12 protein-coding genes are annotated in these 13,197 nt (G+C 71.3%); 7 read left to right on the top strand and 5 right to left on the bottom strand.

The features are described 5' to 3' along the window. Positions 1–21 precede the first annotated feature (21 nt). Positions 22–537, bottom strand: a complete 516-nt coding sequence (locus PG878_RS15365; RefSeq protein WP_209030974.1) for a methyltransferase family protein — start codon at positions 535–537, stop codon at positions 22–24. A gap of 273 nt (positions 538–810) precedes the next feature. On the opposite strand from PG878_RS15365, the gene PG878_RS15360 reads away from it, so the two are divergent. Further along, entirely contained in the window at positions 811–1,911 is a 1,101-nt protein-coding gene (locus tag PG878_RS15360; RefSeq protein WP_209030976.1) for a nucleoside hydrolase, read from the top strand. 118 nt (positions 1,912–2,029) lie between these two features. Further along, a complete protein-coding gene (locus tag PG878_RS15355) occupies positions 2,030–2,416 on the top strand; it encodes a tetratricopeptide repeat protein (RefSeq protein WP_209030977.1) in 387 nt (128 codons plus the stop codon). Positions 2,417–2,467: 51 nt separating this feature from the next. Here PG878_RS15355 and cysK read toward each other — a convergent pair whose 3' ends face one another. Continuing rightward, positions 2,468–3,427, bottom strand: a complete 960-nt coding sequence (cysK, locus tag PG878_RS15350; RefSeq protein ID WP_209030978.1) for a cysteine synthase A — start codon at positions 3,425–3,427, stop codon at positions 2,468–2,470. A 25-nt stretch (positions 3,428–3,452) separates the two neighbouring features. Beyond that, positions 3,453–4,637 carry a uroporphyrinogen-III C-methyltransferase gene (gene cobA, locus PG878_RS15345; RefSeq protein WP_209030979.1) on the bottom strand — a complete coding sequence of 395 codons (1,185 nt, stop codon included), beginning with the start codon at positions 4,635–4,637 and terminating at the stop codon, positions 3,453–3,455. A 167-nt stretch (positions 4,638–4,804) separates the two neighbouring features. Between cobA and PG878_RS15340 the strand changes: the two genes are divergently transcribed. After that, positions 4,805–5,788, top strand: a complete 984-nt coding sequence (locus PG878_RS15340) for a LysR family transcriptional regulator (RefSeq protein WP_209030980.1) — start codon at positions 4,805–4,807, stop codon at positions 5,786–5,788. 316 nt (positions 5,789–6,104) lie between these two features. After that, a complete protein-coding gene (locus tag PG878_RS15335; RefSeq protein ID WP_209030981.1) occupies positions 6,105–6,692 on the top strand; it encodes an LURP-one-related family protein in 588 nt (195 codons plus the stop codon). A 284-nt stretch (positions 6,693–6,976) separates the two neighbouring features. On the opposite strand, the gene PG878_RS15330 is transcribed toward PG878_RS15335, so the two are convergent. Both PG878_RS15330 and arsC read right to left on the bottom strand, forming a co-directional pair. Further along, the gene (locus tag PG878_RS15330; protein ID WP_209030982.1) at positions 6,977–8,179 is read right to left on the bottom strand and encodes a GAF domain-containing sensor histidine kinase; all 1,203 of its coding nucleotides are present in this window, start codon (positions 8,177–8,179) and stop codon (positions 6,977–6,979) included. Between the two features lie 134 nt (positions 8,180–8,313). Beyond that, a complete protein-coding gene (gene arsC / locus PG878_RS15325; RefSeq protein ID WP_209030983.1) occupies positions 8,314–8,739 on the bottom strand; it encodes an arsenate reductase (glutaredoxin) in 426 nt (141 codons plus the stop codon). Between the two features lie 413 nt (positions 8,740–9,152). Here arsC and PG878_RS15320 point away from each other — a divergent pair, with 413 nt between their 5' ends. The 3 genes from PG878_RS15320 to PG878_RS15310 all read left to right on the top strand — a co-directional run bounded on the left by PG878_RS15320 (position 9,153) and on the right by PG878_RS15310 (position 13,118). Continuing rightward, positions 9,153–9,557 (top strand): DUF2946 family protein, encoded by a 405-nt coding sequence (locus PG878_RS15320; protein ID WP_209030984.1) that lies wholly within the window; start codon positions 9,153–9,155, stop codon positions 9,555–9,557. Positions 9,558–9,687: 130 nt separating this feature from the next. Beyond that, the gene (locus PG878_RS15315; RefSeq protein ID WP_209030985.1) at positions 9,688–11,676 is read left to right on the top strand and encodes a TonB-dependent receptor; all 1,989 of its coding nucleotides are present in this window, start codon (positions 9,688–9,690) and stop codon (positions 11,674–11,676) included. After that, positions 11,676–13,118 (top strand): PepSY-associated TM helix domain-containing protein, encoded by a 1,443-nt coding sequence (locus PG878_RS15310; protein ID WP_209030986.1) that lies wholly within the window; start codon positions 11,676–11,678, stop codon positions 13,116–13,118. Before PG878_RS15315 ends, PG878_RS15310 begins: the two co-directional genes overlap by 1 nt. The last annotated feature ends 79 nt before the right edge of the window (positions 13,119–13,197 follow it).

Here is a 13,197-nt window from a genome sequence, read left to right as displayed (position 1 = left end):
GCGCGCCGGCCGGGCCGGTGGCTACAGCCAGCGCGCGACCTGCGCGCAATAGCGCGCATAGGCGCTGCCGAAGCGCTCGCGCAGGCGCGCTTCCTCGTAGGGGATCACCACCCACTGCAAGGCCAGCAACGGCAAGGGCAGCAACAGCGCCGACCACGGCCAGCCGATCTGCACGCTCAGGCCGAGGTAGCTCAGGGTCAGGCTGACGTACATCGGGTTGCGGGTCAGCCGGTAGGGACCATGGCAGACCAGGTGCGAGGGCGCGCGCTCGGGCAGCAGGGTGGTGCGGTCGCGTGCGAACAGCACGAAGCACCAGCACGCCAGCAGCAGGCCGGCGAGCGCGACCACGCCGCCCCCCAGTTGCAGCCAGGCCAGCGCGGCGCCCTGCGGCAGCGGTAGCGGCAGGGCGTGCTGCAGGCTGGCGCCGAGCAGCAGCGCCAGCAGGAAGTGCGCCGGCGAGGTCGTGCGGACCAGCAACGGCACGCGCGCCTGTGCGCGCGCAGGCGGTTGCTCGGTGCGGTCGGTTCGTTCGTGCATCAGTCCTTCCCTGGTTCGGTTACGGCCACGCAAGTTTACGCCGCTGCCCTCGGCGCACGCGCGCTAGCGCGTCACGGATAGGCACGGGCGCGAGCCGACGGCGCCCGGCGGCGCCTCGCCCCGCGTGGCAGTGCGCGCAAACCCGATTACCCTAGCGCCCACGCGGTACGTCGCCGGCGCTTGCGTCTCGACGTGTCGCCTCGTTCCACGTCGATCGCGCCCGACACGCCGATCGCGCCTTGTCTCCCATTTCGCCACCCACTGTCCCGCCTCATGCCGATCGCTACCGCCAGCACCCCCACCGCCCCGCGCCGCCGGGTCATCCTCGAGGACGACATCGACGGCTTCACCCCTGCGCAGTTGCTGTTGCTGCAATCGCCCGACGTCGAGGTGCTCGGCATCTCGGTGGTCAGCGGCAACATCTGGCGCGACGAGGCGCTGGCGCATACGCGCCGGCTGCTGGAAATCGCCGGGCGCGGCGAGGTGCCGGTGCTGCCCGGCCCGGTGTTCCCGCTGCTCAACAGCGAACTGGCCACCGAGCGCTGGGAAGCGCTGTACGGCAAGCTGCTGTGGAAGGGCGCCTGGACCCGGCAATGGGTCGAGCACGACACGGTGCAGAGCGCGCCGCGCTACCACGCGCACGACGTGGTCCCTGACCTGCCGCTGGGCAATCCCACCGTGGTGCAGGCGGCCAGCGAGCCGGCCGCCTTGTTCATGATCCGCAAGGTGCGCGAGTTCCCCGGCGAGGTCAGCATCGTCGCCACCGGGCCGCTGACCAACCTGGCCTTGGCGCAGCGGCTGGACCCCGAGTTCGCGGCGCTGGCCAAGGAGCTGGTCTACATGGGCGGCAGCCTCAATCCGCGGCAGCGCCGCGACAGCGTCTCGGCGGCGCAGTTCGCGCGCGAGTTCGTCAATTCGCCGCGGCGCGAATTCAACATCCGCTGGGATCCGGAAGCGGCCAGCATCGTGATGCGCGCGCCGTGGCGGCGCATGGTGATGGTGCCGGTGGATCCGTCCACCGCCACCGAGCTGACCCCGCAGCTACTGGCGCGGATGAGCGCGGCCGATACGCCGATCGGCCATGCGCTGCGCCGGCGCGAACCCGGCTTCCCGATGTGGGACGAGCTGGCCACCGCGCTGTGGCTGCGCCCGGAGCTGGCCACGGTCAGCGAGACCCTGTACGTGGACACCAACACCGAGTTCGGCGCCGGCTATGGCGACATCCTGTCGTGGGCGCCGGGCTACCAGCCGGGCCTGGGCGAACAGGCGCAGCAGGTGGTGCGCGAGGTCGATGTGGACGCGATCGAGCGGTTGCTGGTGGAGCGCCTGACCGCGCCGCAGCCGCCGGCGCTGGGCGCGCCGCTGCCGGGCTGAGGCTTGGGTACGCGGATGTGCAGTCCGGTGCATGCCACGTCGTCCTGCTGCGCAGCGGAGTCGTCGTCCTGCCGCTGACGTGCGGCGCAGGCGGGACGCCGGCCTGCGGTGCGCCGGCATGAGCGCGTCCGTGCCCGATGACCGCCTCGCGCAGGCGAAGGCATTGGCCATGGCGGCGGTCCGCGAGCCGCAGCGTGCCGACGCGCTGCTGGCCGAGGCCGAGGCGCTGCTGCGCGCCGCGGCCGGGGCGGCACCCGCCGATCCACACCCACTCACCTGCTTGGGCGCGGTGCTGTGCGATCGCGGGCACTCCCGGCGCGCAGTGGCGGCACTGCGCCGCGCCGTGCGCCTGCAGTCCGACGATCGCACTACCTACTTCAATCTCGGCGTGGCCTTGCTCAACGCGGGTCGGGAGGCCGAGGCCATGGCGGCGTTCCAGCACGCGGCCAGCCTGCATGCCGCGCCCGTATCGTGGACGGCGTACTTCGATCCGCACGCACAGTAGCGACGCCCTGCCGGGGCGGCATCGCCAGTGCGCCTGTCTGTCGCTGCGCGGTTACGGCAGGCCGGCCAGCCAGTCGTCGTCGCTGCCTTCGTTGATGTCGGCGAACAGCGGCGTGGAGAAATAGCGCTCGCCGGTATCGGGCAGCATCGCCAGGATCACCGCGCCGGGCGCGGCGGTCTCGGCCACGCGCAGCGCGGTGGCCACGGTGCCGCCGCCGGAGATGCCGGTGAAGATGCCTTCCTCGGCGGCGAGGCGGCGCGACACGGTGATGGCGTCGGTGTCCTCCACGCTCAGCACCTCGTCGTAGACCTCACGGTTGAGCACCTCGGGCACGAAGTCCGGGGTCCAGCCCTGGATCTTGTGCGGCTTCCACTCCTGGCCCTGCAGCAGGGCCGCGCCGGCCGGCTCGGTGGCGGTGATGTGCACGTCCGGGCGGGCCAGCCGCAGCACTTCGCCGACGCCGGTGAGGGTGCCGCCGGTGCCCCAGCCGCTGACGAAATGGTCGAGCCGGCGGCCGGCGAAATCGCGCAGGATCTCCGCGGCGGTGGTGCTGCGGTGATAGGCCGGGTTGGCCGGGTTGGCGAACTGCCGGGCCAGGAACCAGCCGTGCTGCCTGGCCAGTTCCTCGGCCTTGCGCACCATGCCGCTGCCGCGTTCGGCGGCCGGGGTCAGGATCACCTTGGCGCCGTAGGCGCGCATCAGCTTGCGGCGCTCGATCGAGAAGGTCTCCACCATCGTCGCCACGAACTTGTAGCCGCGCGCGGCGGCGACCATCGCCAGGGCCACGCCGGTGTTGCCGGAGGTCGCTTCGACGATGGTGTCGCCCGGCTTGAGCAGGCCGCGCGCCTCGGCGTCGAGCACGATCGCCAGCGCCAGGCGGTCCTTGACCGAGCCGCCGGGATTGAACGCCTCGACCTTGACGTACAGGTCCACGTGCGCCGGCGCCAGGCGGTGCAGCTTGACGATCGGGGTGTGGCCGATGGTGTCGAGGATGTTGTCGTAGATGGCCATGCGTGGGGTCTCCGGAAAGTGCGGGTCAGGCGGCGTGGGCCAGGGTAGGCACGGCCGGCGTCGGGGAAGGTGAGGGCACTGTGCCCAGCGGCGCGGCGCCGAACCAGTGCAGGGTGTCGGCCAGCGCGGCCACTTCGCCCAGGATCAGCAGCGCCGGCGCGCGCACCGCATGCGCGCGGGCGGTGTCGGGCAGGTCGGCGAGGGTGCCGCGCACCACCCGCTGCTCTGGGCGCGAGCCGTTCTCCACCAACGCGAAGGGGGTGCCGGCGGCGCGACCGGCGGCGAGCAGACGCGTGCGCACCGTGTCCAGCCCGGCCACGCCCATGTACACCGCCAGGGTCTGCCGTTCCTGCGCCAGCGCGGCCCAGTCCAGGGTGTCCAGCGAGGCCTTGCAGTGCGCGGTGACCAGGCGCAGCGATTGCGCGTGGTCGCGATGGGTCAGCGGGATGCCGGCATAGGCGGCGCAGGCCAGCGCGGCGGTGATGCCGGGCACCACGGCATAGGCCACGCCGTGCGCGTGCAGGTATTCCAGTTCCTCGCCGCCGCGGCCGAACACGAACGGGTCGCCGCCCTTCAGCCGCACCACCCGGCGTCCGCGCCGCGCGTGTTCCAGCAGCAAGGCATGGATCTGCTCCTGGGCCACGCTGTGGCCATCGGCCGACTTGCCCACCGCGATGCGTTCGGTGCCGGCCGGCAGCAACTGCAGGATCGCCGCGCTGACCAGGCGGTCGTGCAGGACCACGTCGGCCTGGCGCAGGGCCTGCAGCGCGTTGCCGGTGAGCAGGCCGGGATCGCCGGGGCCGGCGCCGACCAGGGTCACGCTGCCCGGGCGCAGCGGCAGCGCCTGGGGGGAGGCGGTTTCGGTGGTCTCTGCGGCGGACGCCGGCGTGGCCGGCACGGCCTGCGCCAGCACACGCCGTGCCGCAGCGGCCTGCAGCGCCTGCCGGTTGCGCGCCGGATCCTCGCTGGCCGCGATCACGAACCACACGCTCTCCAGCCAGGCGCTGTCGAAGGCGCCGCGTAGCCACGCCAGCCGGCCCTGCGCGGACAGCGCCTGCAATGCCGGGGTCAGGGTCGGCGCGGCCACCCATGGCAGGGCGCCCGCGGCCAGCAGCGCCTGCACCTGGCGCTCGGCGGCGGTCCCGCCGCCGATCACCAGCACGGCCCGGTCGTGCAGGTCCGGATACAGGGCAATCGGGGCAGGGCTCACAGGGACGGCTCGCAACGCGGGGCAGGCGGGAGCGACGACCGTAGCGCCGGCTCATAGCCCCAGGAAATGACTTCATGCCCACCGCAGATAGCTTTCGGTTATAAGGTGAAAGGCCGAATTCCACTACAGTCGAGCGTCCCGCCAGGCGGCGCCTCGCCCTCGTCCCGATGACGCTGACCCAACTCCGCTACCTCGTCGCCATTGCCGATGCCGATCTGAACATCACCCTGGCGGCGGCGCGCGTGCATGCCACCCAGCCGGGGCTGTCCAAGCAGCTCAAGCAACTGGAGGACGAACTGGGCTTCCTGCTGTTCGTGCGCAAGGGCCGCAGCCTGGAGACGGTGACCCCGGCCGGGCGCGAGGTGATCGAACGCGCCCGTGCGGTGCTGGCCGAAGCCAACAACATCCGCACCTACGCGGCCAACCAGCGCCGCGAGAGCCAGGGCCAGCTGACCCTCACCACCACCCACACCCAGGCGCGCTTCGTGCTGCCGCCGGCGGTGGCGCAGATCAAGCAGGCCTATCCGCAGGTCAGCGTGCACCTGCAGCAGGCCGCCGAGAGCGCGGCGCTGGACCTGCTCAGCCAGGGCGACGCCGACATCGCCATCGTCAGCACCGCCGGCACCGCGCCGGCCGCCGGCATCGCCGTGCCGCTGTACCGCTGGCGGCGGCTGGTGCTGGTGCCGCGCGGGCATGCGCTGGACGTGCCCAAACGGGTGCCGGACATGGCCGCACTGGCCGCGCAGCCGTTGATCAGCTACGAATCCTCCACGCGCGCCGGCTCCTCGCTGCAGCGCGCCTTCGGCCGCCTCGGGCTGGAGCCGCGGATCGCGTTGACCGCGCTCGACGCCGACCTGATCAAGACCTACGTGCGCACCGGACTCGGCGTGGGGTTGCTGGCGGAAATGGCGGTGAGCGCCAACGACACCGACCTGCGCGCATGGCCGGCGCCGCCGGAGATTCCCGAATGCATCGCCTGGGCGGTGCTGCCGCGCGACCGCGTGCTGCGCGACTACGCGCTGGAACTGGTGCATGTCCTGGCGCCGCAGATCGACACGCGCGACCTGCGCCGGGTGATGGAAGGCAACCAGCAGCCGGACTGGCCGGCGCCGCCGAGTTGGGAAGATCTGACCCAGACCATTACCAGCTAGAAGCCGGGAATAGGGAATCGGGAATGGGGAATGGCAACAGCGATGCCCCGTGCTTGATGCGTCGATTGGCTTCGGACAGACGTCTGGCAAAAGAAGCAAGGGCAACGGCGTTGCGGCCTGCACTGGAATGAAGACCCCGCACCGGCGCGGTTGCCTGCCGCGCGCGTTGCCGCGGCCCGAGCCGCCCCCTATCATGCGGCCCCTTCTGCCATCCGGCAGACCGTGACCCTGGACGTGCCGGCGCCTGCCGGCACCGCGCCGCCGCTGTGCGGCCGCCGCCCAGGGCGCGTCGACTTTCCCAACGCAAGGACGCCCGATGCATCCTGTTCTTCAGCACAACCTGTTCTTCGTCAAGGAACAGGTCGGCATGTTCAAGGCCGCCAACAACTACGACGTGTTCGATCCGCACAGCAACCGCAAGCTGCTGGAATGCCGCGAGCCGAACCTGGGCCTGTTCACCAAGATCTTCCGGTTCTCCGACTACAAGCGCATGACCCCGTTCCAGGTGGAAGTGCGGACGCCGGACGGGCAGAAGGTACTGACGGTGAAGCGCGGCTTCTCGCTGTTCCTGTCCAGGGTGGAGGTGCTGGACGAGCACGATCGGCTGGTCGGTTCCTTCAGCCAGAAGTTCTTCTCCATCGGCGGCAAGTTCGATGTGCTCGATGCCCAGGGCGCGCCGGTGTGCACGCTGCGCGGCAAGTGGACCAGCTGGGATTTCCGCTTCGTGCAGGGCGAGCGCGAACTGGCGCAGGTGTCCAAGAAGTGGGCCGGGCTGGGCAAGGAACTGTTCACCAGCGCCGACAACTACATGCTGTCTATCGCCGACAGCGTGCCGGCCGAGGATCCGCGGCGGATCCTGATCATGGCGGCGGTGTTGTGCATCGATATGGTGTTGAAGGAGTGATGGGGTGAAGCCGGGATTGGGGATTCGCAAAAGCGGGATCTCCGCGGCGGTTGCACTCCGGCTCCTCACACTGAGCGGCCGTGCGCGTTGTGGGAGGGACTTCAGTCCCGACTGCATGCTGCCGGAAGACCTTGGTACCTCACTGGTTCCTGCCGGGCCTTAGCGACTCAACGCTGCGCGGCTGCGCTTGACATCTTCCTTCTCCCTTCGGGAGAAGGTGCCCCGAAGGGGCGGATGAGGGTGCGGGTGCCAGCACCAATGCCAGCACCCGCACCCAGCGCAGCTCAGGCGCCCGCGCCCGCCGCCGGCAGCAGCACGCTGAAGCGGGTGCCCTGGCCCGGCTGGCTGCGCACTTCCACGGTGCAGCCCAGGGTCTCGGCGGCGCGGCGCACGATCCACAGGCCCAGGCCGAGGCCGTCGCTGCGCGGGTCGGCCTGGCGGAAGGCCTGGAACAGTGTGCGCAGGCCGTCTTCGTCCATGCCGATGCCGCGGTCGATGATCTCCACCGCCACCTGGTCGCCGCGGCGCCGGCAGCCGATCAGCACCTTGCCCTGCGTGGTGTACTTGACCGCATTGCCGAGCAGGTTGCCGAGCAAGGTGGACAGCAGGGCCGCGCTGCTGCGCACGCGCAGCGAGGTCGGCACGCTGCGCAGCTGCACGCCCTTGGCCGCGGCCTGCGGCTGCCAGGTGGCCAGGATCGGCGCCAGCACGTCGGCCAGGGCCAGTGGCTGCAGCGCCGGCAGGCGCAGCTCGCCGGCGGCGGCGTTGGTGGCGAGCTGGTCGAGTCCGACGGCGACCTGGTTCAGGGCCGCGCGTGCGGTGTCCAGCGGGCCATCCAGCGCGGCGTCGTGCTGGCGCTGCAGCTTGCTCAACGCATAGGACGCGGTGCGCAGCGGGGTCTTGAGATCGTGGCCGGCGATCGCCATCAGGCGGCTGCGGTAGTGGTTGGATTCCTGCGCCAGATGCAGCGCCTTGCGCAGTTCCAGTTGACCCATCGCCTGCCGCGCCAGCGCGCGAAGGGCTTCGATCTGTTCGTAGCTGAGCTGGCGCGGGCGCCGGTCCAGCACGCACACCGTGCCCAGGGCCAGGCCGTCGGAGGTCTTCAGCAGCGCGCCGGCGTAGAAGTGCAGGCGCATGTCGCCGGTGACCAGCGGGTTGCAGGCGAAGCGCGGATCCTCGCGGGTGTCCGGCACCAGCAGCAGGTCGTCCTCGAGCAGGGCGTGCGCGCACAGCGAGGTCGCCAGCGGGGTCTCGCGCGTGCCCAGCCCGATCTCGCTCTTGAACCACTGGCGCTCGCTGTCGATCAGGTTGACCACCGCGATCGGCGCCTGGCAGATCAGGCCGGCCAGCCGGGTGATGTCGTCGAACGCCGGCTCGCGCGGGGTGTCCAGGATCGCGTAGCTGTGCAGCGCGTCCAGGCGCAGCGCTTCGTTGCGCGGCTTGGCCGCGCAGTACACCGGGTCGGCGGCGGGTTCAACAGGAGACATGCAGCGCGACTCGGTCAGAAAGGCACGCAGTCTATGGTACCTGTCACGGTTTATGCCGACGCGGCGTTCACACGGCGCTCGCGTGCGCTGCACCTGCGCTTAGCGAATCGGCTGCGCCGGCGGCGTCGCCTGGATCAGCCCACCCAGCGGCCCTGCGCGTCGACCAGCGGCGTGCCGTCCTCCTTGGCGAAGGCGCCGCGTTGCGGCGTCGGCAGGATCTCCAGCACCGTCTCCGACGGCCGGCACAGGCGCGTACCCAGCGGGGTGACCACGATCGGCCGGTTGAGCAGGATCGGGTGCTGCAGCATGGCGTCCAGCAGCGCGTCCTCGCCCAGCGTCGGGTCGTCCAGTCCCAGTTCGGCGTAGGGCGTGCCCTTCTGCCGGATCAGCTCCCGCAGCGGCAGCCCGCTGGCCACCACCAGCGCCTGCAGGGTGGCGCGGTCGGGCGGGGTCTTCAGATACTCGATCACGGTCGGCTCGACGCCGCTGTTGCGGATCAACCCCAGCACATTGCGCGAGGTGCCGCAGGCGGGGTTGTGGTAGATCGTGATGGGGGGCATGGGGCGGCTCGCTGACTGGGGTGGAACACAGGCGGCCGTGCCGGAATCCTCCGCGGGGCCGCGGCCGATGGTGCCGCAATCGCGGCGCCATGCAAGGGCCGCGCGCGTCGGACACGCCACGTGCACGGCGCCCCTGGCGGTCGTCGCGGGATGGGAACGGCCAGCCTGTCTTCGATCTGCGCAGACGGCATGGTCCAGCCGGGCACGGATGGACGCCCTTGCCGGGCGCCCGGCGGGCGGCAAGACGACGACGCTGCGGCCATGGTCGGACAGAGGCAGCGGCCGCCATGGCGGGCTGCGGCCTGCCGACCCAGGACGTGGCCGTCCTGCACCGCCGCGCGGTCCGTGCGTCACTTCGCCGCACATGGCATCGCACGCGGTTCAATGGCCGGCGCAGCCTCTAGAATGCGCCGATGTCCCGTCTCCGCCAGCCATCATCGCTCTGGGCCGCGCTCGCCGCGCTGGCGCTCGGCCTGTTGCTGCTGGCGCCGCCGATCAGCCAGTGGCGCCAGGCGCAGGCCGAGGCGACCGCGCTGCAGGACCAGGCGCTGTGCACCAGCGGCGGCCTGCGCCTGGCGGCGCTGGCGGGTGCCGTCGCGGCGGCGCATGGCGGCCACCACGACGATGCCGGCCTGGCGCATGCGCCGGCCTGCGATTACTGCCTGCTCGCCGCGCGGCTGCTGCCGTGGGTGGCGCTGTTGCTGGCGCTGCTGCCCTGGCGCTGTCCGCCGGCGCCGGTGGCGGCGCTGCGCCGCCGTGTCGTCACGGCCACCCTGCACCGCGCACACCCGGCACGCGGACCGCCGCTGTTCTCCTGATCCACGGGTTGCCGTTTCCGTGCCGCGGCGCCGCTGCGGCACGTCCTCGTGCCGATGGAGTGTTGCCATGCTTCGTTTTCCTGCCATGCCGCCCGTGGCGGCCTGCTGCTGCGTGTATCTCGCAGCGGCCATGCCTGCCCTCGCCGCCGATGCGCCACCAGGCGCCGGCGATTCCGTGCTGACCCTGGGCAAGGTCCAGGCCACCTCGCCGCTCGCCGCCGGGTCCAACGCGCGCAGCGTGTTCAGTTCCGTCGACATCCTCGGCGGCGACCTGTTGCAGGACCAGCACGTCGACTACAGCTGGGAGCTGCTGATGCGCGCGCCCGGCGTGCAGGTGACCCAGTTCAAGATGGGCACCGACGCCGGACGTTTCTCCTTCCGCGGCTTCAATGGCGAAGGCCGGGTCAATGCGGTCAAGCTGCTGATCGACGGCGTGCCCAGCAACGACAATGCCGGCGCCATGCCGTACCTGGATGCGGTGTTTCCGCTGGACATCGCCGCGATCGAGATCGTGCGCGGGACCAACGACCCGCGCTATGGCCTGGACGCGATCGCCGGCAGCGTCGACGTGCTGACCCGCAGCGGCGGCAACGACGGCCGCGCCAGCGTCACCGTCGGCAGCTTCGGCACCCGTGAGGTGCAGGCGACGCAGGGCATCGAGCGCGGCGCCTGGAGCCAGAACTACTTCGCCGCCTGGCGCGACAGCGACGGCTACCGCGACCACGCCGACGCGCGCAAGCACGCGTTCTCCGGCAAGTGGTTCTACACCGATCCGGATGGGCGCTGGCGCGCCGGACTCAGCGCGCGCGACTACCGCAACACGGCGCTGGAGGCGGGGTATCTGGACTATGCGACCGCGCAGCGTGCGCCGCGCAGTTCCCCCGACTACGCGCGCGACGACCGCAGCCAGCGCCACACCACGCAGGTGTCGCTGCACCTGGACGCGCGCCTGGCGGAGACCGTGCAGGGCAGCGCCAAGGCGTACTGGAACCGCTACGACAATCAGCGCTGGGTGCGCTTCACCGCGGCCGGTGCGCAGCAGGAGCGCGATACCGACGAGCGCCAGCGCGGCGTGCTGGCCAGGCTCAGCTGGCGTCCGGCGCTGGCCCGCGCCGACGCTTTCGCGCTGGAGGGTGGGGTCGATGCGCAGTGGCAGGACAACATCTCGCAGCGCTACCGCACGGTGGCGCGCGTGCGCACCGCGCCGCTGCGCGACTGGGACTTCGATCTGCACACCGAAGGCGCCTACGTGCAGGCGGTGCTGCGCCCGACCGCGCGCCTGCAACTGGTGCCGGGCTATCGGGTGGACCGCGTCGGCGGGCAGTTCCGCGACCTCGCCAGCGGCGCGCGCTATCCGACCTACGCCTACGGCACGATCCGCCAACCCAAGTTGAGCGCGGTGTACGCGCTCACCGCGCAGTCCAGCCTGTACGCCAATATCGGCCGCACGTTCCAGATCGGCAGCGGCAACGGCGCCTACCGCACCCAGGCAGGAAATCTGGCACCGTCCTACAACGACGGCTGGGAGACCGGCCTCAAGTTCGCCGGCGCGCAGCAGCGCTGGGACGCGCGCGTGGCCTACTGGGAGCAGCGCGCCTCCGACGAGGTGGCGACCATCCTCGGCGTGAACGGCAGCGTCGGCACCGGCGAGGTCGGAAACGTCGGCAAGACCTTGCGTCGCGGCTGGGATGCGCAACTGAACCTGCGTCCGGACGAACGCTGGACGCTGTGGCTGGCGTATTCGCGGCAACGCGCGTCGATCGTCACGCCCGACCCGAGTGCGCCTGATACACGTGGCAAGGAGATCGAGAACGTGCCGCATTACCTTGCGACGGCGGGGATCGACTGGCAGGCCACGCCCAGGCTGACGCTGTCGGCCTGGGGCAATGCGCAGGGCGACTACTACGTGGAGCGCACCAACACACTGGGTCGCTACGGGGGCTATGCGCTGGCCAATCTCGGCGCGACCTGGCGCTGGCGCGCGCAGCGCGAGGTGTCGTTGCAATTGAAGAACCTGACCGATCGGCACTACGTCTACGCTTGGTACGACAGCGGATCCTCGGGCTACTCGCCCGGCGACGGCCGCGCGCTGTACGCCACGCTGAGCTGGGGTTGGTGATGGCTGCGCGCGCCCTCTCCGCCGACGCGGCGCCAGCCCGCTTCTACCGCGCAGTCTGGCGCTGGCATTTCTATGCCGGCCTGCTGGTGCTGCCGCTGCTGGTGTGGCTGGCGCTGACCGGCGCGGCCTTCGTCTACCAGCAGCCGATCGACCGCTACTTCCACCGCGCGCTGAAGACCGTACCGGTACCGGCGCATGCGCAGGCGCTGGCGCCGCAGCGGTTGCTGGATGCGGCGCTGGCCGCGCAACCGGGCCAGGCGCTGCGCTACACCACGCCGCCGCGGCGCGATGCCTCGGCGGAAGTGACCATCGCCACCGCCGATGGCCGTCACGCCGTGGTGTACGTGGATCCGTACCGGGCGCGGGTGCTGGGCCAGTTGCCCGAACACGGCACCGTGGCCTGGACGATCCGCCGCCTGCACAGCCTCGACTACGTCGGCTGGTTCGCCAACGCGCTGATCGAGGTGGCGGCCGGCTGGGCGATTCTGCTGGTGCTGACCGGCGTGTACCTGTGGTGGCCGCGCGGGCGCCGTGGCGGCGTGGCCACGGTGCGCGGACGGCCGCCGCAGCGCGTGTTCTGGCGCGACCTGCACGCGCTGACCGGCAGCGTGGTCGGCGTGGCCCTGCTGTTCCTGGCGCTGACCGGGATGCCGTGGTCGTGTTTCTGGGGCGCGCAGGTCAATCGCCTGGCCAATGGCCACCACTACGGTTATCCGTCGGGGGTGCGGGTGGATGTGCCGATGTCGACGCAGCGGCTGAGCGACAGCGAAGTGCCGGCGTGGTCGCTGCGCCAGGCGCGCCTGCCGCAGTCGTCGCCGCCGGCCGCGGACATGCACGTGGCGCACGGTGGTCACGGAGACCACGGAGACCACGGAGACCACGGCGGCATGGCCGGCATGGCGGATGCGGCGCCGGTGGTCGGCGCGATCGGCCTGGATGCGGCGGTGGCGCGGTTCCAGGCGCGCGGCATCGCGCCCGGCTACAGCGTGGCGCTGCCGCGCGGCGCACGCGGGGTCTATACCGCCTCGGTGTATCCGCCGGACCTGGCGCAGCAACGGGTGATCCACCTGGATCAGTACAGCGGTCAGGCGTTGCTGGACATGCGCTATGCCGACTACGGTCCGCTGGCCAAGACGCTGGAGTGGGGCATCAACGTGCACCTGGGTCAGGAGTACGGTGCGCTCAACCAGCTCGTGCTGATCGTGGCCTGCCTGGGCATCATGCTGCTGTGCGTGAGCGCCGCGGTGATGTGGTGGAAGCGGCGTCCGCGGGGCGGGCTCGGGGTGCCGCCGCTACCGGCGGACCGGCGCACGCTGCGCGGCGTGGTCGCGCTGCTGGTGCTGGGCGGAGTGCTGTTTCCGCTGGTCGGTGTGTCGTTGCTGCTGATGTTGGCGCTGGACTGGGCGCTGGTGCTGCGGCGCGAGCGGGTGGTGGGGGCTTAGGGCGTTGGTGTAGGAATCCACTGTGATTCTGCGGCGATAAGCAAAACCATCGGTGCATCCGAATCGGCTGCAGTCGGGA

Source organism: Xanthomonas hawaiiensis (assembly GCF_031834635.1).
Taxonomy (GTDB): domain Bacteria; phylum Pseudomonadota; class Gammaproteobacteria; order Xanthomonadales; family Xanthomonadaceae; genus Xanthomonas_A; species Xanthomonas_A sacchari.
The sequence above is the reverse complement of the archived record's forward strand: the minus strand, read 5'-3'. Positions and strand labels throughout refer to the sequence as shown.

Excerpts from the sequence above, each read along its gene's own strand:
- PG878_RS15365 (WP_209030974.1), bottom strand. The coding sequence starts at position 537 with ATGCACGAACGAACCGACCGCACCGAGCAACCGCCTGCGCGCGCACAG.
- PG878_RS15360 (WP_209030976.1), top strand. The coding sequence starts at position 811 with ATGCCGATCGCTACCGCCAGCACCCCCACCGCCCCGCGCCGCCGGGTC.
- PG878_RS15355 (WP_209030977.1), top strand. The coding sequence starts at position 2,030 with ATGAGCGCGTCCGTGCCCGATGACCGCCTCGCGCAGGCGAAGGCATTG.
- cysK (WP_209030978.1), bottom strand. The coding sequence starts at position 3,427 with ATGGCCATCTACGACAACATCCTCGACACCATCGGCCACACCCCGATC.
- PG878_RS15340 (WP_209030980.1), top strand. The coding sequence starts at position 4,805 with ATGACGCTGACCCAACTCCGCTACCTCGTCGCCATTGCCGATGCCGAT.
- PG878_RS15335 (WP_209030981.1), top strand. The coding sequence starts at position 6,105 with ATGCATCCTGTTCTTCAGCACAACCTGTTCTTCGTCAAGGAACAGGTC.
- PG878_RS15330 (WP_209030982.1), bottom strand. The coding sequence starts at position 8,179 with ATGTCTCCTGTTGAACCCGCCGCCGACCCGGTGTACTGCGCGGCCAAG.
- arsC (WP_209030983.1), bottom strand. The coding sequence starts at position 8,739 with ATGCCCCCCATCACGATCTACCACAACCCCGCCTGCGGCACCTCGCGC.
- PG878_RS15320 (WP_209030984.1), top strand. The coding sequence starts at position 9,153 with ATGTCCCGTCTCCGCCAGCCATCATCGCTCTGGGCCGCGCTCGCCGCG.
- PG878_RS15315 (WP_209030985.1), top strand. The coding sequence starts at position 9,688 with ATGCCTGCCCTCGCCGCCGATGCGCCACCAGGCGCCGGCGATTCCGTG.
- PG878_RS15310 (WP_209030986.1), top strand. The coding sequence starts at position 11,676 with ATGGCTGCGCGCGCCCTCTCCGCCGACGCGGCGCCAGCCCGCTTCTAC.